Below are 20319 nucleotides of genomic sequence, written 5' to 3' on the forward strand. Positions count from 1 at the left end.
GTGGCCGGGCCTCGGGCCCGATGCTACAGGCGGGTGGCGTCCCGGTAGAGCGTGAGGAGGCCCTCCACCGTCGTGTCCCACGAGTAACGGCGGAGCCGGGCCAGGCCCCGGGTGACGAGCTCGTCGGCCCGTCCCGGACGCTCGAGGACGGTGCGCAGCGCCTCGACGAGCCCGTCGACGTCCCCGGGCGGGGACCACTCGGCGGCGTCGCCGAGGACCTCCGGGAGGGCGCCGGTGGTGGTGGCGACCACCGGGCAGCGGTGGGCGGCCGCCTCGAGCGGGGGGAGCCCGAAGCCCTCGTAGCGTGACGGATAGGCGAACACGGCTGCGCCGGCGAGCAGGGCGGACCGCTCGTGGTCGTCGACCCACCCGAGTCGGACGATCCGGTCGCGGTGGGCGGCGGCGGCGATCGACCGGCCGACCTCCTGCGCCCCCCAGCCGTCCGGGCCGGCCACGACGAGGCGCAGTGCGTCGTCGTGCTCGGCGAGCACGTCGAACGCCGCGACGAGCGACGGGAGGTCCTTGCGGGGTTCCAGCGTCCCGAGCGCCAGGACGTAGCGCTCCGCTCCGGCGGTGGCCCGGCCGAGCGGTGCGAGGTGGGCGAGGCGATCCACGTCGAGGGCGTCGGGGGCGCCGTTGGGCACCACCCGCACGCGGTCCGGGGGGACTGCGAAGTGCTCGACGACCTCGACGCCCACGGCCTCGGAGACGGCGTGGACCCAGGCCCCCCGGGCGACGGCGCGGCGCAGGAGGGCGGGGTACGCCAGGACGTCGCGGGTGCACATCTCGGGGAAGCGGACGCAGGTGAGGTCGTGGACGGTGACCACTCGCGCCGCCCGTCGGGTGGGCGGGACCACGAAGTTCGGGCCGTGGACGACGTCGATCGCCCCGGTCCACCACTCGATCGGTGGGACGTCGAACCTTCGCCAGGCCTCGCGGAGTGGGCGGGCGGCCATCGGCCGGCGCACCGTCGCCACCCCGGGCGGCGTCAGGGCGGTCAGGTCGTGGCGTCCCCGCCACGTCAGGCCGAAGGCCACCACCCGCAGGTCCGGGCCCTTCTGGGCCAGGTGGCCGAGGACCTCGGCGGTGAAGGTCCCGACGCCGGTCCGGGGCCCGAGCAGTGGCGTCGCGTCGACGGCGAGGCGCACGCCGTCAGCGGCGACCGGGGAGGCGGCCCAGCGCGCGCTGGAGGTCGCTCACCGACGGAGGACCGTCGAGGCCCAGCTGTCGTTCGAGCTCCCGCCGCCGCACCTGGAGGGCCTGGACGGCCATGAGGCCGAAGCCGACCCCCACGTAGAGCGTGTCGGCGACGACCTGACGCACGTCACCGGCGGGGTTCGGGGCCATGACGGGAGCGTATCGGGGTGAACCGGGTCGGGGAGCGGGAGGAGTACCCTCGAAAGCCGTCGTGACTGTCCCTGAGAACCCCCCTGAACCGGCGCGTACGCCTCCCGGCGCGAGCGCAGGGGAGTGGGACGGCCCGGCCCCCGAGGTCGCCGAGGCACCGCCCGTCGTGGTCGTGCTGGTCGCCCACGACCCGGGGTGGTGGTTCGAGGAGACGTTGTCCAGCGTCGCCGCCCAGCGCTACCCGCAGACCTCGGTCCTCGTGGTCGACAACGCCAGCGCCGATCCCGAGGCGTTGCGTGACCGGGTGGCTGCGGTGCTCCCGACGGCCCACCTCCGTCGGCTCGAGACCGACGCGGGGTTCGGGGCGGCCGCCAACGAGGCGTTGCGGGCGGTGCAGGGTGCGTCGTTCCTGTTGCTCTGCCACGACGACGTGCGTCTGGCGCCCGACGTCGTCCAGATCATGGTCGAGGAGGCGTTCCGGTCCAACGCCGGCGTGGTGGGCCCCAAGATCGTGGACTGGTACGACCCCCGGCGCCTCCTGCAGGTCGGCATGGGGGCCGACCGCTACGGGGAGCCCTCCCCGTACGTCGAGCGCGGCGATCTCGACCAGTCCCAGCACGACGCCGTGCGGGACTCGTTCTACGTGCCGGGCGCAGCCACGCTCGTGCGCGCCGACCTGTTCGCGGCGTTGGACGGGTTCGACCCGGAGATCACCTTCCACGGCGACGACCTCGACCTGGGCTGGCGCGCCCGGGTCGCCGGTGCCCGCGTCGTCGTCGCCCCCGCCGCCCGGGTCGGCCACCTCGAGGCGCTCGGGGTGCGACGAGCGGTCGACGACCGTCGTCGCCTCCAGGCCCGCCACCGCCTGCGGGTGGTCCGGGTGGCCGACACCCTCGGGACCCGCCTGCGCACCGTGCCGGTGGCGTTCCTCCTGGCGTTGGTCGAGGTCCTCCACGCCGCCGTCTTCGGCCGCTTCCGCCACGTGCGTGACATCGCCGCCGCCTGGACCTGGAACCTGCGCCACGCCGGCGGGACCCGCCGCCGGCGCCGCCAGCTGGCGACCGCCCGCCAGGTGCCCGACCGTGACGTGCGGGCCTTCCAGGTGCGCCGCAGCGCGCGCCTGTCGGCCTACCTGCGTGGCGACGCCGGCCGCGAGCGGGCCGCCGGCGCCCGCGACGTCGTGTCGAACCTGCGCGAGTCGCGCACCCTCACCACGATCATCGTGTGGACGCTCGTCGCGGTCTTCCTCCTCGTCGGGAGCCGCGGGCTGCTCGTCGGGCCCCTCCCGGCCATCGGTCAGCTGGCCCCCTTCGACGACGTCGGGCAGCTCCTCTCGCGATGGGCGTCGGGCTTCCACGCCGACGGTCTGGGGTCCACCGCCCCGAACGCCACCGGACTCGGCGTCTACGGCGGCCTCGGCGTGGTGGTGTTCGGGGCCACCTCGTTCCTGCGGTCGGTGCTGGTCCTGGCTCCCCTGCTGCTGGGCGTGCTCGGGGTGGCCCGACTCGTGCGGCCCATCGGCTCGCGTCGCGGCGCTCTGGTGGCCGTCGTCGTCTACGCCGCCGTGCCGGTCGGCACCAACGCCCTGTCGACCGGTCGATGGGCGGGGATCGTGGCCTACGGCCTCTCGCCGTGGCTGCTCGTGGTCCTGGCCGGGTCGAGCCATCTCGCCCCGTTCGGCTCGCTCGGCGGCTCGCCCGGGCCGGGCGTGCGTCGTCGGCCGGTGCTCACCCGTATCGTCGGCGGCGGCCTGCTCGTCGCCCTGGGCGCCACGGTCGACCCGTCGCTGCTGGTGCTGTTGCCCGTGTGCGGGCTCGGGCTCGTCGTCGGGGGTCTCCTGGCCGGACAGGTCGCCGGCGCCGGGCGTCTGGTGCTCACCACCGTCGGGGGCACCGTGGTGGCCCTCGTGCTGCACCTGCCGTGGAGCCTCGCGTTCCTCGACGGGTGGTCGGCGATCGTGGCCCCCACGTCGACCGCGGGGCGCGGCATGGACCTCTCGGCGGTGCTCCGCTTCGACACCGGACCGTTCGGTGGTGGGGTGACCGGGCTGTTCCTGTTGCTCGCCGCCCTCCTCCCGCTGCTGATCGGGCGCCGGTGGCGGCTGGGCTGGGCGGTGCGGATGTGGGCGCTCGCCGTCGTGGGGTTCGCTGCGGCCTGGGCCGACGGGCAGGGGTGGTGGTCGTTCGACCTCCCCGCCCCGGAGGTGCTGCTCGCCCCCGCGGCGGTGGGCCTGGCCGTGGCCACGGCGCTCGGGATGGTCGCCTTCGAGGTCGACCTGCCCGACTACCACTTCGGGTGGCGCCAGATCGTCTCGCTCCTCGCAGGGGTGGCCGTCGTCGTCACCGTCGTCCCGGCGTGGGCCTCGGTGGTGTCGGGCCGCTGGGAGCTGCCCCGGGGCGACTTCACCCGCTCGCTGGCGTTCATGCGTGAGGAGGCCGAGGCCGAGCCGTTCCGGGCGCTCTGGCTCGGTGACGCGGGGGTGCTGCCGGGTGTGGGGTGGAAGCTCGACGCCCCGGGGGTCGACGACCTCGGGCCTGATCGTGTGCTCGCCCTGCTCACGACCGAGGAGGGCGTTCCCCGGGTGTCCGGGAACTGGCCGGGCGCCGAGGGCGAGGCCACCCCCCGTGTCGCCGACGCCGTCGCCTCCGCCGCCGCCGGGGGGACCTCCCGCCTGGGGGCGCTGCTGGCCCCGATGGGCGTGCGCTACGTCGTCGTCCCCCTGGGCCCGGCCCCCGACCCGTTCGCCGAGCAGCGCCGCTACGAGCCCGCCGATCTCCTCGCCGTGCTCGAGGGTCAGCTCGACCTGGACGGGGTGACGGTCAACCCGGGTGTCCGGGTGTACCGCAACGCCGCGTGGGGGCCGGCTCGCGCCGTGCTGCCCCCCGGCACCGAGCCCGGCCCCGAGGACGGTCCGGCGACGCTGCCCGAGCTCGTCGGCGCCCCGGTCGCCCTGCCCGGTGGGGACGGAGTGACCGATCACGAGGGAGTCCTCGATGCCCCGTCGACGGTGTTCCTGGCCTCGGCGGGTGGCGAGCGCTGGTCGCTCGAGGTGGCCGGTGGTGAGGTCCCGCGCCGGGACGCCTTCGGGTGGGCGAGCTCGTTCGCCGTCACCGAGCCGGGCGACGCCCGCCTGGCGTTCTCGACGCCGGCCACCCGCTGGCTGGCCCTCCTCGGCCAGGTGGCGTTGTGGGTGCTGGCCGTGCTCTACCTGCTGCGGGTCCGGGTCGTCGAGGACGAGCGGGACACGATCGCCTCCTCGCCGGAGGCCGGGGCGCCGCTCGCCGACCCCCACGTGGTCCTCACCGCCGATGACGCCGACGGGAGCCTCCCGGTGGATGCCCCGACCATGGCGGTCCCGGTGATCGTCGACGTGGTGCCCGTGGACCCGGTGCCCGTGGACCCGGTGCCCGTGGACCCGCCGCTCGGAGACCCGCCGCCCGGGGACGCGCCGCCCGGGGACGCGTCGCCCACCGACTCGGCGCCGTCGGGTCGGTCGCGGCGCGGGCGACGCACGCGTGGGAAGTACGCACGATGAGCCGTCGCGTGTGGCGCCTCCCGCTGCTGGTCCTGCTCCCGCTGCTCGTCGTGGCGGCGATCGCCGTGCAGGGCGACGAGGTCGAGCCCGCACCGCCGCCGACCGACCGCGTCACCCCGGTGGCCCTCGGTGCGGACGCCGACGGGTCCACGTGGTACTGCGCCGCCGGCTCGGCGACCGGGGTCGTGTCGGGCGACGGGGCGGGCACGGGCGAGCAGGTCGTCGTGATCGCCAACCTGTCCGACCGGGCGGTCGGCGGACTGTTCACCGTCGTGCCCAGCGAGGGCGCATCGGCGTCCGAGCCCATCGAGGTCCCCGCCCACACCCGCATCGAGGTGCGAGCGTCGGCGATCGTGGTGGCGCCGTGGGCCTCGGTCGTGGTGGAGCTCGACGGGGGAGAGGTGGCCGTCGAGCACGCCCTCGAGGGCCCGGGGGGCCGCTCGGTCAGCCCGTGCGCCTCCCAACCGTCGCCGACCTGGTACTTCCCCGCCGGGACCACCCGGGCGGGCACCACGATGCTGCTGGCCTTGTTCAACCCCTTCCCGGGCGAGGCGTCGGTCGACCTCTCCTTCGAGACCGAGGACGGGACCCGTACCCCGCAGCAGTTCCAGGGCCTGGTCGTCCCCGGCGGCCGGGTGACGGTCGTCGACGTCAGCGCCGTCGTCACCCTCCGGGCCCAGATCGCCACCACGGTCACGGCCCGCAACGGGCGCATCATCGCCGAGCAGGTCCTCGTCAGCGACGGGACGGACGGTTCCGCCGTCGGCCTCACCAGCGTGCTCGGCGCGCCCGCACCGGCCCTCGACTGGGTCTTCCCCGAGCTCGGGCCGGCCGCTGAGGGCCGGACCTCCACGATGGCCGTGCTCAACCCGGGCGACGCCGACGCGGAGGTCGAGGTGCAGGTGCTGCTCGACGATCCCGCGGTGAACGGCACGGTCGAACCGTTCGTGCTCACCGTCGGGCCGACGAGCTACGGGGTCGTCGACCTCTACGCCGACGGTCGCCTCCCGGAGGGGGTCGGCGGGTGGGTGATGGTGCGCAGCACGAACGGCGTGCCGATCGTCGCCGAGCGCCTCGACGGCGGCACCGAGGAGGCCGACCGCCCCGGGCTGGTCGCCATGGTCGGCGCGCCGGTCCAGGCCGGACGATGGATCGTCCCGGCGGCCTCGGCGTCGTCGGTCGAGGCGACCGGCCTCGTCGTCGTCAACCCGTCGGGCTCCCGCGACGTCACCGTCACCGTCCGCGCCGACGCCGGCGGGACCACCCAGGACCTTCCCGGGGCCACGTCCATCGTGGTGCCGGCGGGCAGCCGGGTGGTCGTGCCGCTCGGCCCGGAGGCCGTCGACCTCGAGGGCCTGTCGCTGATGGTCGAGGCCGACGGGCCGGTCGTGGTGTCGCGGTGGTTCGTCCTCGACGGCGACCTGGCCGAGAGCCTCGGGGTGCCGGTGGTCGACACCGTGTCCGCCCTCCTCGACCTCGTCCGGCCCGAGGCGTTCCTCCCCGAGGCCCCGGTGAGCGAGGACGTGCCCGTCGACGCCCCGCTCATCGACCCCGCCATCGTCCCGCCCGAGCCGTCCGCGACGTCCGCGACGTCCACCACCGAGGGCTGACGTGGACCGGGTGCTCCTCGCCGTGGCGCTGGTCGCCGTGGCCGTCGCCGTGGCCCTCGTCGTCCAACGCCGACGCCCCGACGCGCCGAGCCGACCGGCGTTCTCGGTGCCGCTCCAGGTCGACCGGGCCGACTTCGCCCGCCCCGACGCCCCGTGGCTGGTGATCGCCTTCACCTCGCACACCTGCGACAGCTGCGCCGGGGTGTGGGACAAGGTGCGCCACCTCGACGCCGACGGCACGGGTCCCGTCGGGGTCCACCAGGTCGAGGTCGGCGCCGAACCGGCGTTGCACGACCGCTACGGCGTCGACGCCGTGCCCCTGGTCCTGATCGTCGATGCGGAGGGGGTCGTCGTGCGCCACTTCCTCGGCCCGGTCACCGCCACCGACCTGTGGGCCGCCGTGGCCGAGGCCCGCGAGCCCGGCTCCACCCCCGGGGGGTGCGCCGGCCACGGGTGACGCCGGTCGGCGGTCGGATCAGCCTGCGGTGTCGGTGTCGGGGGCCTCGTGGAGGCCCGACACCTCGGACACCGAGCCGCCGTTGGCGTCGATGAGCACGCTGTGGGGGTTGTCGGCGGTCGACCCCGGCCGGGCCAGCTCGAGGAGGCGGGTCACCTCGTTGCCGTCGATCGTCTCGTGCTCGAGCAGCGCCCGGGCGACGAGGTCGAGGCCGTTGCGGTTCACCCGCAGCACGTCGCGGCAGTCGTCCTGGGCCTGGCGCAGGATCCGCTCCACCTCCTCGTCGATGACCCGGGCGGTGTCGTCGGAGTAGTCGCGGGTGTGCATGAGGTCCTCGCCGAGGAAGACCTGTCCCTGGCTGCCCCAGGCCATCGGGCCGACGCGACTGCTCATGCCCCACTCGCGGACCATCTTGCGGGCCAGCTCGGTGGCGCCGACGAGGTCGTTGTTGGCCCCCGTCGAGACGACCCCGAAGACCAGCTCCTCGGCGATCCGCCCGCCCATGCGGACCACGAGGGAGTCCTCGATGTAGTCCTGGCGGTAGATGTGGCGCTCCTCGAGGGGGAGCTGCATCGTGACGCCGAGGGCCATCCCCGACGGGATGATGGTGACCTTGTGGAGGGGATCGGCGGTGGGGAGCACGGCCGCGCAGATGGCGTGGCCGGCCTCGTGGTAGGCGATCGCCTCCTTCTCGAGCTCGGAGAGGGCCATCGAGTCGCGCCGCTGGCCCATGAGGATGCGGTCGCGCGCCTCTTCGAAGTCGCGCTTGGCGATCTCGGTGGCGCCGCGGCGCACCGCGAAGAGGGCGGCCTCGTTCACGAGGTTCGAGAGGTCGGCGCCGCTCATGCCGGGGGTGCCCCGGGCGACGAGGTCGAGGTCGACGTCGGGGGCGATGTGCTTGTGCTTGACGTGCACGGCGAGGATCTGGCGACGGTCCTCGAGCTCGGGGAGGGGCACGACGACCTGGCGGTCGAACCGGCCGGGCCGCAGGAGCGCCGGGTCGAGGATGTCGGGCCGGTTGGTGGCGGCGATCATCACGATGCCCGTGGTGACCTCGAAGCCGTCCATCTCGGCGAGCATCTGGTTCAGGGTCTGCTCGCGCTCGTCGTGGCCGCCGCCGAGCCCGGCGCCGCGCTTGCGCCCGATGGAGTCGATCTCGTCGACGAAGATGATGGCCCGGCCCATCTTGCGGGCGTTCTGGAACAGGTCGCGCACGCGGCTGGCGCCGACCCCCACGAACATCTCCATGAAGTCGGAGCCGGTCACCGAGAGGAACGGCACGCCCGCCTCGCCGGCGACGGCCCGGGCGATGAGGGTCTTGCCGGTGCCCGGGGGGCCGACGAGGAGGATGCCCTTCGGGATCCGGGCGCCGATCTCACCGAACTTCTCGGGGTGCTTCAGGAAGTCGACGACCTCGGTGATGTCCTTCTTGACCTGCTCGTAGCCGGCGACGTCGGCGAAGGTGGTGGCGGGCCGCTCGGCGTCGTAGGTCTTGGCCTTGCTGCGGCCGATGGACATGACGCCGCCCATCTGGCCCTGGGCACGCCGTTGCATCCAGACGAAGAAGCCGATGAGCAGGCCGACGGGCAACAGCAGCGGCAGCAGGCTCGACCAGATGCTGGCCGTGGGCGTCTGGAACTCCACGCCCTTCTCGGTCATGAGCGCCTGGTCCTCGTCGGAGGGCTGGAGCGGGCCGGTGGTGGTGAACTTCGTGCCGTCCTGGAGCGTGCCGGAGATGTCGCCGTTGGTGTTGTCGAAGGTGGCCTCCTGCACCTGGTCGGTGCGGAGGTCCTCGAGGAAGTCGCCGTAGCTGATGGGATCACCCGTCGAACCGCCGAGGAGGCTCGGGAGGAAGAGGGCTGCGGCGATCACGGCGAAGAGCACCCAGATCGTCCACCGGGGCCAACCCTGATCGCCACCGAAGCGCCCGCTCGGGCGCCCGCCTTCGCCGGAGGGGGGAGGCGTGCTGTCGGGACTCATGCGGAAGATCCTAGATGGGGCGACCGAAAATCCCCGTCTGGGGCGACGGGTTTCAGGATGCGATCGCCTCGCCGCTGCGGCGGTCGACGAGCTGCCACCCGTTGGGCACGGAGAGGGCGTCGGCGTGGCGGGTGCAGACGTCGTAGACGGCGGGGTGCGGTTCGTGGGCGAGGTCGTCGAGCCACACCGTGCTGCCGCCGTAGTCGTAGCCGAAGGTGGCCGAGGCCGGCTCGCCGCAACCGGGGCGGGCGCAGGAACGGGTCATGCCCGGACCGTACCCGCACCCGGGGGCCCCTCGGCGGACCGGTAGCCTCGGCCGCCGTGAGCCCTGCCGACCGTCGCCCGTCCCGGGTGACGCCCTCCAAGAAGCAGCTGGCCGCCGAAGCGGCGGAGCGCTCACGGGGCGGTCGGAAGCGCTCGGCGGGGACGGGCGGGAAGGGTCGGGCGGCGTCACCCGGAAAGGCCGACGCGACCTCCGCCGCTGCGGAGCCCGCCCCCGCGCCGACGAGGAAGGGGCGCCTCCCCGAGGCCGAGGTCGCACCTGCCCGCACCGGCTTCCTCTCCCGGCTCCTCCCGCCGCGCCCGGTGGCCGCCTCCGCGCCCGGCGGCAGCGGGGCGCCCGACGGTGACGGGGCGGCCGACGGCGAGGCGGGGGCCGAGCGCGAGGGCCGGCCCGTCCCGGCCGACGGCCGGCGCTACGGCGCCGGGGCCCTGCTGATCGTCTTCCTCGTCGCCCAGGTGCTCGCCTCGGTCGCCTACGGGCTGGTGATCCCCAACACCGACTACGACCCTGCGGCGGTCACCGGCACGGGCGGCGCGGTCGGCCGGGCCGCCGACCAGTTCGCCAACGGCCAGGCGATCGTCATCGCCGAGCCGGTCCCGCTGTGGCTGAGCACGCTGCTCCAGCTCCCGCTGTGGACCGTCTTCATCGTCGGGCCGATCTGGTTCGCCGCGAAGCGCGGCCGGGGCATCGTCGCCGACCTCGGGCTGCGCATGAAGGCCACCGACGTGCCCCTCGGCCTGGCGATCGGCGTGGCCGCCCAGCTCCTCCTGGTGCCGGCGCTCTACTGGGTCGTCTTCCGGGCCATCGGCGTGCAGGACGTGTCCGCCGAGGCCCGGGAGCTCACCGACCGGGCCACCGGGCCGCTGTCGGTCCTCCTGCTCTTCGTGATCGTCGGGATCGGCGCCCCGGTCGCCGAGGAGATCTACTTCCGGGGCATGGCGCTGCCCATCTTCCGGCGGCGCATCGCCCCGCGGTGGGCGGTGCTGGCCTCGGCGGCCTTCTTCGCCGCCACGCACCTCCAGCCGCTCCAGTTCCCCGCCCTCCTGGTGTTCGGCGTGATCCTCGGCGCGCTCACGGTGCGGTTCGGCCGGTTGGGGCCCGCGCTGTGGGCCCACGTCGGCTTCAACGTGATCGCCGCCGCCACCCTCGTCTGGGACCTGGGGCTCGCCTGAGCCGTCGTCCGGTGGGATCGGGTCGACGCGCTCGGGCGCCGACCCGCGCGGGTGCCACGATGGAGCGGTCATGACCACGAGCGACCAGGCCCCCCCGATCGACGTCGTCGCTCCTCGCGCCCTCGACGACGCCGTCGGCGACGCCCGGGACCCGGTCGTCGACCACCTGGCGCGTGCCATCGATCCGCCCGGGCCGTTCCGGCGGCTGGCCGACCTGCCCGGCCGTGCCGTGCGGTCGATGGGGCAGTGGCGTCTCGAGGCCTGGGTCACGGCGGTCGTCGTCGGCGCGTGCGTGGCCTTCGTGTTCGTCCAGCTCGGACCGGCCGACATCTTCTCGGACACCACGCCGGCGGGGGGCGACATGGGCGCCCACGTGTGGGGCCCGGCGTTCATGCGCGACCACCTGCTGCCGTCGTTCCGGCTCACCGGGTGGAGCCCCGACTGGTACGCGGGGATGCCCGCCTACCACTTCTACATGGTGCTCCCGTCGTTGGCGATCGCCCTGCTCAGCTTCGTCATCCCCTACGGCATCGCCTTCAAGCTGGTCGCCATCAGCGGGCTCGTCAGCCTTCCGGTGTGCGCCTGGGCGTTCGGGCGGCTCACCCGGCTGCCGTTCCCCGGCCCGGCGTTGTTCGCGGTGGGTGCCACGGCCTTCCTGTTCGACCGGTCGTTCTCGATCCTCGGCGGCAACATCGCCTCGACGATGGCCGGCGAGTTCGCCTTCTCGATCTCGCTGAGCTTCTGCCTGCTCTTCCTCGGGGTGGTCGGTCGGGGGATGGAGACCGGGCGCCACCGGGCGCTGGCGGCGGTGCTCCTCGCGCTCACGGGCCTCACCCACCTCATCCCGTTCCTCTTCGCCATCGGCGCCGCGGTGGTGTGGTTCCTGGTCTCGCTGGCCCGTCGCAGCGGCGTCGGCACCCGGTTCTGGTGGCTTCTCTGCGCCGGTCCGGTCGGGGTGGCGCTCACCGCCTGGTGGCTGGTGCCGTTCTACCTGCGCTCCCCGTACATGAACGACATGGGTTGGGAGAAGCGCACCACCTTCCTCGACCTGTTGTTCCGACGCGAGAACCTCGACTCCGGCCTCGTCGACGCCCCCCGCATCGAGTGGGTGCTGGTGCTCGCCCTCCTCGGCGTCGTCATGTCGATCGCCTGGAAGCGTCGGGTCGGCGGCTTCCTGATCCTCACCGCCGTGGCCGTGGCGCTGGCCTTCTGGCTCGTCCCCCAGGGCCGGTTGTGGAACGCCCGGCTGCTCCCGTTCTGGTACCTCAGCCTGTACCTGCTGGCGGCGCTCGGGGTGGCCGAGCTCGGCCGCACCATCGCCACGCTGGTGGCCCGCGACCCCGACCGCCCCGTGCGGGGGGTCAACGTGGCCACCGCGGTCGGGGCCCTGGCCGTCGTGATCGTGTCGCTGGCGATGCCCCTGCGGGTCATGCCCGGCGGGAGCCTCGGGGGGGACGGGATCTACCGGTGGGGCCCGCTCTCGACGACCGACAACAGCTTCGTCGGCTCGTGGGCCCGGTGGAACTTCAAGGGCTACGAGGAGAAGCCGGCCTACCCCGAGTACCAGGCGATCGTGTCGACGATGGCCGAGCTCGGCGAGACCCGGGGGTGTGGCCGTGCCATGTGGGAGCACGAGGAGCAGCACGACCGCTACGGCACGCCCATGGCCCTGATGCTGCTGCCGTTCTGGACCGACGGCTGCATCGGGTCGATGGAGGGCCTCTTCTTCGAGTCCTCCTCGACCACGCCGTACCACTTCCTCGTGCAGGACGAGCTCTCGACGGCGCCGTCCAACGCCCAGCGCGACCTGCCGTACTCGCCGGGGGCACCCACCGACGCCGAGTTCGAGATCGGGGTCCAGCACATGCAGCTGCTCGGCGTCTCGTACTACATGGCCATCTCGGAGCGCATGATCGACCTGGCCCGGGCCGACCCGAGGCTGGAGGAGGTCGCCTCCTCCGGGCCGTGGGTCGTGTTCTCGGTGCTCGACAGCGACCCCGTGGTCCCCCTCGACAACGAGCCCGTCGTCCTCACCGGTGTCGACCCCGGCGGAGAGTGGCTCGAGGCCGTGCTGCCCTGGTACGAGGACCCGAACCAGTGGTCGGTGTTCCTCGCCGCCGACGGGCCGTCGGAGTGGGCCCGCATCGAACCCGGCCAGTCGCCGGCCGCGGTGCCGACCGAGCCCGTCGCCGTCACCGACGTCGACCTGGGCACCGACACCATCTCGTTCCAGGTGAGCCAGACCGGGACCCCCGTGCTGGTCAAGACCTCGTACTTCCCGAACTGGAAGGTGGAAGGAGCCGAGGGCCCCTGGCGGATCAGCCCCAACCTGATGGTGGTGGTCCCGACCGCCGACGAGGTCACCCTCAGTTACGGCACCACGCCGGTCGACTGGCTCGGGTGGGCCATCACCGCCCTCGGCGTGGTGGGCCTCGTGCTCCTGGTGCGCGCCGGGCCCCTGGCGATGCCCGCCCCGCTCCCGTGGGGACGCCGCGGCGGGGAGGAACCGCCCCCGGACACCGGCGTCGCGGCGTCGGACTTCGACCCGGCGACGATCGTCCTCGGCCCTCTCCCGTCGGCGCCCCCCCCGGCGCCGTCGGGCGACGGAACGGTGGACCCTCCTCCGTGACCCGCCCCCTCCTGCGCTCACTCGTGCTGGTCGCGGCCACGAGCGTCGTCACCGTCATCGCACTGAACCGCTGGCAGCGTGGCCTGTCGCCACTGCGCGCCGACCTCGACCGGCGCCACGACCGGCTCCCCTCGCCCGGTTCGGCGAGGCTCAGCGTCGTGGTCCCCGCCTTCCGGGAGGCCTCCCGCATCGGGCCCACGGTCGCCGAGTTGCGGCGGGCCCTCGACGTCGTCGACGCCTACGGCGGCGTCGAGATCGTCGTCGTCGACGACGGCTCCGACGACGGCACCGCCGAGGCCGCCGAGGCGGCCGGCGCCGACGTGGTGGTCCGTCACGACCGCAACCGCGGCAAGGGCGCCGCGGTGCGCACCGGGGTGCTGGCCGCCCGCGGGCGAACCGTCGTGTTCACCGACGCCGACCTCGCCTACTCCCCCGACCAGATCCCCGGACTGGTCACCCTCGTGGAGGACGGGTGGGACGTCGTGGTGGGCAGCCGTCGCCACACCGACACCACCACCCTGGTCCGGGCCCGCCGGCTGCGCGAGGTCGGCGGTCGGGCCATCAACGTCCTCACCCGCGCGGTGCTGCTCGGGCGCTACCGCGACACCCAGTGCGGGCTGAAGGCGTTCCGGTCCGACACCGCCGCGCTGATCTTCGCCAAGACCCGTGTCGACGGCTTCGCGTTCGACGTCGAGGTGTTCCACCTCGTCGAGCGCTACCACCTCTCGCTGACCGAGGTCCCCGTCACGATCACCAATTCGGGCCGGTCCTCGGTCAACGTGGCCCGCGACGCGCTGGGCCTCGTCCGGGACCTCTTCCGGGTGCGGCAGTGGGCGGCCGAGGGCCGCTACGACCTCACCGGCGACGACCTCCTGGGCCGTCCCACGCCGACGGAGGGTCTCGGGGCGGCGCACTAGGGTCGGCGCGATGGCCCCCGCCGATCCCGCCTCCCTCGACGCCATCTTCAAGGCCTACGACATCCGGGGTGTGGTCCCCGACCAGCTCGACGCCGACCTGCTCGAGCGGATCGGCGCGGCGTTCGCCCGCTTCGCGGCCGACGAGAGCGGCGCCGACCACGTCCTGTTGGCCCACGACATGCGCCCCTCGGGGCCGGAGTTCACCGCGGCGTTCGCTCGCGGCGTCACCGGTCAGGGCCTCGACGTGGTGCACCTCGGGCTCGCGTCGACCGACCTGCTCTTCTGGGCGGCGGGGGAGTACGACGCCCCCGGGGCCATGCTGACCGCCTCCCACAACCCCGCGCGGTACAACGGCATCAAGCTCTGCCTCGCCGGCGCCCGTCCGGTGGGCGAGGACACGGGCCTCGCCCGCATCAAGGCCGACACCGCGACCGGCCTCCCGCCGGTGGAGCCCGCGGGCGTGGAGTCCCGCCGGGACGACGCGCTCGAGGCGTTCGCCGCCCACGTGCGCTCGTTCGTCGACGTCGACACCCTGGCCTCGTTCCGGGTCGTCGCCGACACCGCCAACGGCATGGGCGGCCTCACCGCCCCGGCGATCTTCGCGGGGCTGCCCGTCACGCTCGACGTCCTCTACGGCGAGCTGGACGGCACCTTCCCCAACCACCCCGCCGACCCCATCCAGCCCGAGAACCTCGTCGACCTGCAGGCCCGGGTCCTCGAGACGGGCGCCGACATCGGGCTGGCCTTCGACGGCGACGCCGACCGCGTCTTCCTGGTCGACGACCGCGGCGAGCTGGTGTCGGGCTCGCTCACGACCGCCATCGTGGCCGCCGCGATGCTCGACCAGCACCCCGGGGCGACCATCCTCCACAACCTCATCTGCTCGAAGGCCGTGCCCGAGGTCATCGTCGAGCACGGCGGCACCCCGGTGCGCACCCGGGTGGGCCACTCGTTCATCAAGCAGGTCATGGCCGAGACGGGGGCCGCCTTCGGCGGCGAGCACTCGGGCCACTACTACTTCCGCGACAACTACCGGGCCGACTCGGGCATCATCGCCGCGGTCGTCGTCCTCGGTGTCCTGTCCCGGGCCGGGGTGCCCCTCTCGGAGTTGCGCCGCCCCTACGAGCGCTACGCGGCGTCGGGGGAGATCAACACGGTGGTGCCCGATCCGCGCGCCGTCATCGACGCGGTGGCCGGGCACTACGCCGACGCCACGCAGGATCGTCTCGACGGACTCACCGTCGATCTCACCACCGGCCCCGCCGCCGACCCGGCCGACCCGTGGTGGTTCAACCTGCGCCCCTCCAACACCGAACCCCTCCTCCGCCTCAACCTCGAGGCGCCCGACCGGGCGTCGTGCGACCGCCACGTCGCCGAGGTCCGGGCCCTCATCAGCTCCGTCGCCGGCTCCTGACCGACGACCCGACGCCCGCAAGGAACCCCATGGCCCTCGACCCGCAACTGCTCGAGATCCTCGCCTGCCCCGAGGACAAGGGCCCGCTGCTCTATTTCGCCGACGAGAACGTGCTGTACAACCCCCGCCTGCACCGCCGGTACGACGTGCGTGACGACATCCCGATCATGCTGGTCGACGAGGCCACCACGGTCGACGACGACGAGCACGCCCGACTGGTGGCCAAGGCCGACGCCGAGGGGATCCGCCCCACCTTCGAGGCCTGAGCGTGGTCCTCGACAGCCTGGGCATGTTCGACGCCGCCGCGGCGGCGCCCGAGCAGCTCGCCGTCGCCGTCGAGAGCTCCCGGTCCCGCCTCGCCGACCACCCGCTGCCTCCCCACGACGAGATCGAGAACGTCGTGGTGCTCGGTGCCGGTGCGGCCGGGCTCGCCGGCGAGGTGGTGCGGGAGGTGGCGGGCCCGCTCATGCCCGTCCCCCTCCTGGTCCACAAGGGCTACGGGCTGCCCAACTTCGTCGGCCCGTCCACCCTGGTCCTGGCGGTGTCGTTCACCGGCGACACCGAGGAGACGGTCGAGGCGGCCACCGAGGCGGTCCTCGCCGGGGCGGCGCTCGTCTCGACCTCGACGGGCGGGCGGCTGGCCGCGCTGGCCCACACCGAGGGCACCCTCCACCTGCCGGTCGCTGCGGGTGCCCCCACCGACCGCTCCGCCCTCGGTGCGCTCGTCGCGCCCCCGCTCCTGGCGCTCGAGCGCGTGGGGCTCTTCCCGGGCGGTGGGAGCTGGATCGGCGCGGCGATCGACCAGCTGGGGCGCCGTCGTGACGAGCTCGTCGTCGTCGGCAACGCGGCCCACCAGCTCGCCCACCGCCTGGCCCGGGCCTTCCCGCTGGTCTACGGCGGGGGAGGACCGGGCGGGACCGCTGCGTCGTGGTGGAAGGCGCAGTTCAACGCCAACGCCAAGGTGCCGGCCTTCGCCGGCCGCCTCCCCGAGGCCGGCCACGACGACCTCGCCGGGTGGGGCCAGGACGGCGACGTCACCCGCCAGATCATGCAGCTGGTGCTGCTGCGCCACGACTTCGAGCACCCGCAGGTGGCCCGGGCGTTCGGGGTCCTCGACGACCTGCTCGGCGAGGTGACCGGCCGGGTCCACGTCGTCGAGGCCGCCGGCGAGGGGATGCTGGCCCAGCTCCTCGATCTCGCCCTGTTCGGCACGGTGGCCTCGCTGTACGCCGCCACCGAGCAGGGCGTCGACCCCGGGCCCACGCCCGCCCTCGACGAGATCGCGTTCCGCCTCTCCGCCGAGGGCTGACCGGCGAGGAGGTCGAGCTCCTCGGATCGCGACCGCGGTCGGGGCGTGGGTACGATCGTCCGCTCCGGGCTGTGCAGCGAGGGTCAGACGGCCCCAGCCCGCCTCCGTCAGGGGCCCTGGCGCCGCCCAGGCGCGCCCACCCCGCAACCAGAGAGCGACGAATGACCCTCACCCCGCTGTTCACCGACAACGGTCTCGACTACCGCGTGGCCGACCTCTCCCTGGCCGCCTTCGGGCGCAAGGAGATCCAGCTCGCCGAGCACGAGATGCCCGGGCTGATGGCCCTGCGTGCCGAGCACTACGACGACCAGCCCCTCGCCGGGGCCCGCATCACGGGGTCGCTGCACATGACCGTGCAGACCGCCGTGCTCATCGAGACCCTGGTCGCCCTCGGGGCCGACGTGCGGTGGGCGAGCTGCAACATCTTCTCGACCCAGGACCACGCGGCCGCCGCCGTGGTGGTCGGGCCCGAGGGCACCCTCGACCGGCCCGCCGGGGTCCCGGTCTTCGCCTGGAAGGGCGAGACCCTCGAGGAGTACTGGTGGTGCACCGAACAGATCCTGCGCTGGCCGGACGGCAAGGGCCCCAACATGATCCTCGACGACGGGGGTGACGCCACCCTGCTCGTCCACAAGGGCGTCGAGTTCGAGCGCACCGGCGTCGTGCCGGCGGTGGGCGACGAGGACTCCGAGGAGTGGGCCGTCGTGCTCGAGCTGCTGCGCCGCACGGTGGCCGAGGAGCCCCGCCTCTGGCACAGGGTGGCCGAGGACATCCGGGGGGTCACCGAGGAGACCACCACCGGCGTGCACCGCCTCTACCAGATGATGGAGGCCGGGCACCTGCTGTTCCCGGCCATCAACGTCAACGACTCGGTCACCAAGTCCAAGTTCGACAACCTGTACGGCTGTCGCCACAGCCTGATCGACGGCATCAACCGGGCCACCGACGTGATGATCGGCGGCAAGGTGGCGCTGGTGGCCGGCTACGGCGACGTGGGCAAGGGGTGCGCGGCGTCGCTGCGCGGCCAGGGCGCCCGGGTCATCGTCACCGAGGTCGACCCGATCTGTGCCCTCCAGGCGGCGATGGAGGGCTACCAGGTGGCCCGCCTCGAGGACGTGCTCGAGACGGTCGACATCTTCGTCACCGCCACCGGGAACTTCAACGTGATCACCGCCGAGCACATGGCCCGGATGAAGCACCAGGCCATCGTGGGCAACATCGGCCACTTCGACAACGAGATCGACATGGCCGGGCTCAAGCGCATGAGCGACGTGCAGCGGGTCACGATCAAGCCCCAGGTCGACGAGTTCGTGTTCCCCGACGGGCACTCGGTGATCGTCCTGGCCGAGGGCCGCCTGCTCAACCTCGGGTGCGCCACCGGCCACCCGAGCTTCGTGATGTCGAACAGCTTCTCGAACCAGGTGATCGCCCAGCTCGAGATCTTCACCCACCCCGGCTTCTACGAGCGCCGGGTGTACACCCTCCCGAAGCACCTCGACGAGAAGGTGGCCCGCCTGCACCTCGACTCGCTCGGGGTCCGGCTCACCGAGCTGACCGAGGACCAGTCCGCCTATCTCGGGATCCCCGTCGAGGGTCCGTACAAGTCCGACCACTACCGCTACTGACGCGACCGGTCCGCCGGTCCGAGGGGGAACGATGGAGCAACTCGAGGGCAAGGTCGTCGTGGTCACCGGCGGGGCGAGCGGGATCGGGCTGGCCGTGGCCCGCCACTTCGCCGCCGAGGGCGCCCGGCTGGTGCTGGCCGACATCGAGGGGCCGGCGCTGGCCGAGGCCGCGGCCTCGTTCCCGGCCGGTACGGAGGTCGTCACCTCGGTGACCGACGTCGCCTCGGGCGCCGAGGTGGAGGCGCTGCGCGACCGGGCCCTCGACGCCTTCGGGGCGGTCCACGTGGTCTGCAACAACGCGGGGGTCGGCGGGGGCGGACCGATGCAGGACGTGTCGGTGGCCGACTGGGAGTGGGTGCTCGGCGTCAACCTGTGGGGCGTCATCCACGGTGTGCGCACCTTCCTGCCGCTGCTGCTGGAGCAGGGGGAGGGGCACATCGTGAACACCGCGTCGGTGGCCGGGCTGTTCGCCGCGCCGTACATGGGGCCCTACAACGTGTCGAAGTACGGCGTGGTGGCCCTGTCGGAGACCCTCGCCGTCGAGCTGGCCATGGCCTCGTCGCCCGTGGGGGTGTCGGTGCTGTGCCCGTCGTGGGTGAAGACCAACATCGCCACCTCTCGTCGCAACCGCCCCGCCGACGGCGGTCCTCCCACCTCGCCGGAGGAGGAGGCCGGCATCGCGGCGATCGTCGAGCACTTCCTCACCACCGGGATGGAGGCCGAGGAGGTGGCCGGGGCCGTGGTCGATGCCGTGCGCACCTCCACCTTCTGGATCCTCACCCACGACGACACGCCCGACGCCGTCCGGCGCCGCACGCAGGCGATCCTCGACCGCGAGCCCCCCCCGCTGCTGATGCACTGACGCGTCCACGCGATGCCCTGCGCCGGGCGCCCACGCCCATGCGCGAGAGGGTGGGCGCCGATGGCTGTCGCCCCGCCTCGCTAGCGTGACGACCATGTGGTTCCCGCAGCGCTGCGCCCGGTGTCAGCTCCCCGGTCGCTCGCCGTGCGCCGTCTGCGCCCGTGAGCTGCGCCCGGCGCCCCGACTCGACCTCCCGGAAGGCCTCGACTCCCTGGCCGCCCTCGTCGCCTACGACGACCGGTCGCGTCCGCTGGTCGTCGCCGTCAAGTACCGCAACGCCCGGTCGTCGCTCGCCACGCTGGCCCCGGCGCTGGCCGCGATGCTGCCGGTCCTCGGCCCCGACGCCGCGGTCACCTGGGCCCCCACCACTGCGGCCCGGCGCCGTCAGCGCGGCTTCGACCAGGCCGAGCTCCTCGCCCGGGCCGTCGGGCGCTCCGGCGGTCGCTCCGGCGGGACCCGCGCCCTGCTGCGCCGCCTCGACGGCCCCTCCCAGACCGGCCGGTCGGCTCCCGACCGACGGGTCGGCCCCGCGTTCACCGCCGTGGACGAGGTGCCCGACGAGGTCGTCGTCGTCGACGACGTCTGCACCACCGGGGCCACCCTGGCGGCCGCCGCGGTCGCGCTGCGCGACGCCGGCGCCCGGGTCGTGCACGGGGCCGTCCTCGCCCGCACGCCACCCCGGGCGGTGGCGGCGTGACCGACGCGCCGGGCTTCGCCGGTGTCGAGCGCCGTTGGGGCGACGACGCGATCCAGGTGGTCGTCGCCGAGGACGAGTCCCTCCTGCGTCGCCAGCTCGTCCTCGCCCTCGAGCGCCACCCCCGCATCGAGGTGACGGCCGAGGCCGTCGACCTCGTCACCGTCACCGCCGTCATCGACCACCTCCCTCCCCACGTGGTGGTGCTCGACGCCCGCCTGCCGCCCGACGGGGCCGCCGCGGCCGTCGCCGCGCTCCGGGCCCGCCACCCCGCACTGGGCGTCGTGGTGATCATCGACCGGGCCGGCGTCGTGCCCGACGTCCCCAGGGCGACGCTGCTGAGCCGCCAGGACGTCCCCGACCGCCTCGGCGACGCCGTCGCGGCGGTCGCCGGGGGCGACACGCCCGACGGGGCGGCCCCCGGCTGACGCCCGGCGGTCCGGCGGACCCGCCCCACCGGCGCGGTCAGGGGCCGGCCGGGGCCG

General features: G+C 74.0%; 17 protein-coding genes. 13 read left to right on the forward strand and 4 right to left on the reverse strand.

Features of this window, described 5'->3' with window-relative positions; translation table 11 throughout:
• Positions 1-23 precede the first annotated feature (23 nt).
• Positions 24-1148, reverse strand: a complete 1125-nt coding sequence (locus MUE36_00585) for a glycosyltransferase family 4 protein (protein MCU0309427.1) — start codon at positions 1146-1148, stop codon at positions 24-26.
• 4 nt (positions 1149-1152) lie between these two features.
• Entirely contained in the window at positions 1153-1347 is a 195-nt protein-coding gene (locus MUE36_00590) for a hypothetical protein (protein ID MCU0309428.1), read from the reverse strand.
• A gap of 61 nt (positions 1348-1408) precedes the next feature.
• Between MUE36_00590 and MUE36_00595 the strand changes: the two genes are divergently transcribed.
• The 3 genes from MUE36_00595 to MUE36_00605 are packed head-to-tail and all read left to right on the forward strand — an operon-like array spanning position 1409 to position 6949.
• A complete protein-coding gene (locus MUE36_00595) occupies positions 1409-4882 on the forward strand; it encodes a glycosyltransferase family 2 protein (protein ID MCU0309429.1) in 3474 nt (1157 codons plus the stop codon).
• The gene (locus MUE36_00600; protein MCU0309430.1) at positions 4879-6492 is read left to right on the forward strand and encodes a DUF5719 family protein; all 1614 of its coding nucleotides are present in this window, start codon (positions 4879-4881) and stop codon (positions 6490-6492) included. The genes MUE36_00595 and MUE36_00600 overlap by 4 nt, the downstream gene beginning before the upstream one ends.
• Position 6493: 1 nt before the next feature.
• Positions 6494-6949 (forward strand): hypothetical protein, encoded by a 456-nt coding sequence (locus MUE36_00605; GenBank protein MCU0309431.1) that lies wholly within the window; start codon positions 6494-6496, stop codon positions 6947-6949.
• Positions 6950-6967: 18 nt separating this feature from the next.
• Here MUE36_00605 and ftsH read toward each other — a convergent pair whose 3' ends face one another.
• The gene (gene ftsH, locus MUE36_00610) at positions 6968-8929 is read right to left on the reverse strand and encodes an ATP-dependent zinc metalloprotease FtsH (GenBank protein ID MCU0309432.1); all 1962 of its coding nucleotides are present in this window, start codon (positions 8927-8929) and stop codon (positions 6968-6970) included.
• 52 nt (positions 8930-8981) lie between these two features.
• A complete protein-coding gene (locus tag MUE36_00615) occupies positions 8982-9194 on the reverse strand; it encodes a DUF3499 family protein (GenBank protein MCU0309433.1) in 213 nt (70 codons plus the stop codon).
• Between the two features lie 56 nt (positions 9195-9250).
• On the opposite strand from MUE36_00615, the gene MUE36_00620 reads away from it, so the two are divergent.
• The 10 genes from MUE36_00620 (at position 9251) to MUE36_00665 (ending at position 20262) form a co-directional block, all read left to right on the forward strand.
• Complete coding sequence (locus tag MUE36_00620) at positions 9251-10384, forward strand: CPBP family intramembrane metalloprotease (protein ID MCU0309434.1); 1134 nt, start codon at positions 9251-9253, stop codon at positions 10382-10384.
• A 70-nt stretch (positions 10385-10454) separates the two neighbouring features.
• On the forward strand, positions 10455-13013 hold the full coding sequence (locus MUE36_00625) for a hypothetical protein (GenBank protein MCU0309435.1): 2559 nt from the start codon (positions 10455-10457) through the stop codon (positions 13011-13013).
• Complete coding sequence (locus MUE36_00630) at positions 13010-13930, forward strand: glycosyltransferase (protein ID MCU0309436.1); 921 nt, start codon at positions 13010-13012, stop codon at positions 13928-13930. Before MUE36_00625 ends, MUE36_00630 begins: the two co-directional genes overlap by 4 nt.
• A 10-nt stretch (positions 13931-13940) precedes the next feature.
• The gene (locus tag MUE36_00635; GenBank protein ID MCU0309437.1) at positions 13941-15344 is read left to right on the forward strand and encodes a phosphomannomutase/phosphoglucomutase; all 1404 of its coding nucleotides are present in this window, start codon (positions 13941-13943) and stop codon (positions 15342-15344) included.
• Positions 15345-15373: 29 nt separating this feature from the next.
• Complete coding sequence (locus MUE36_00640) at positions 15374-15610, forward strand: Trm112 family protein (GenBank protein MCU0309438.1); 237 nt, start codon at positions 15374-15376, stop codon at positions 15608-15610.
• Between the two features lie 2 nt (positions 15611-15612).
• The gene (locus MUE36_00645) at positions 15613-16653 is read left to right on the forward strand and encodes a hypothetical protein (protein MCU0309439.1); all 1041 of its coding nucleotides are present in this window, start codon (positions 15613-15615) and stop codon (positions 16651-16653) included.
• A gap of 161 nt (positions 16654-16814) precedes the next feature.
• Entirely contained in the window at positions 16815-18278 is a 1464-nt protein-coding gene (ahcY, locus tag MUE36_00650; protein MCU0309440.1) for an adenosylhomocysteinase, read from the forward strand.
• Positions 18279-18309: 31 nt separating this feature from the next.
• Positions 18310-19140 carry an SDR family NAD(P)-dependent oxidoreductase gene (locus MUE36_00655; GenBank protein MCU0309441.1) on the forward strand — a complete coding sequence of 277 codons (831 nt, stop codon included), beginning with the start codon at positions 18310-18312 and terminating at the stop codon, positions 19138-19140.
• 94 nt (positions 19141-19234) lie between these two features.
• Entirely contained in the window at positions 19235-19837 is a 603-nt protein-coding gene (locus MUE36_00660) for a hypothetical protein (protein ID MCU0309442.1), read from the forward strand.
• Positions 19834-20262: a hypothetical protein gene (locus tag MUE36_00665; GenBank protein ID MCU0309443.1), complete on the forward strand. Its 429-nt coding sequence runs from the start codon at positions 19834-19836 to the stop codon at positions 20260-20262. Before MUE36_00660 ends, MUE36_00665 begins: the two co-directional genes overlap by 4 nt.
• Positions 20263-20319: the final 57 nt, after the last annotated feature.

The sequence above is a fragment of the Acidimicrobiales bacterium genome (assembly GCA_025455885.1).
Taxonomy (GTDB): domain Bacteria; phylum Actinomycetota; class Acidimicrobiia; order Acidimicrobiales; family Acidimicrobilacustridaceae; genus Rhabdothermincola_A.

Coding starts and splice junctions, on each gene's coding strand:
- MUE36_00590 (MCU0309428.1), bottom strand. CDS start 1,347: ATGGCCCCGAACCCCGCCGGTGACGTGCGTCAGGTCGTCGCCGACACG.
- MUE36_00600 (MCU0309430.1), top strand. CDS start 4,879: ATGAGCCGTCGCGTGTGGCGCCTCCCGCTGCTGGTCCTGCTCCCGCTG.
- ftsH (MCU0309432.1), bottom strand. CDS start 8,929: ATGAGTCCCGACAGCACGCCTCCCCCCTCCGGCGAAGGCGGGCGCCCG.
- MUE36_00615 (MCU0309433.1), bottom strand. CDS start 9,194: ATGACCCGTTCCTGCGCCCGCCCCGGTTGCGGCGAGCCGGCCTCGGCC.
- MUE36_00625 (MCU0309435.1), top strand. CDS start 10,455: ATGACCACGAGCGACCAGGCCCCCCCGATCGACGTCGTCGCTCCTCGC.
- MUE36_00635 (MCU0309437.1), top strand. CDS start 13,941: ATGGCCCCCGCCGATCCCGCCTCCCTCGACGCCATCTTCAAGGCCTAC.
- MUE36_00640 (MCU0309438.1), top strand. CDS start 15,374: ATGGCCCTCGACCCGCAACTGCTCGAGATCCTCGCCTGCCCCGAGGAC.
- ahcY (MCU0309440.1), top strand. CDS start 16,815: ATGACCCTCACCCCGCTGTTCACCGACAACGGTCTCGACTACCGCGTG.
- MUE36_00655 (MCU0309441.1), top strand. CDS start 18,310: ATGGAGCAACTCGAGGGCAAGGTCGTCGTGGTCACCGGCGGGGCGAGC.
- MUE36_00660 (MCU0309442.1), top strand. CDS start 19,235: ATGTGGTTCCCGCAGCGCTGCGCCCGGTGTCAGCTCCCCGGTCGCTCG.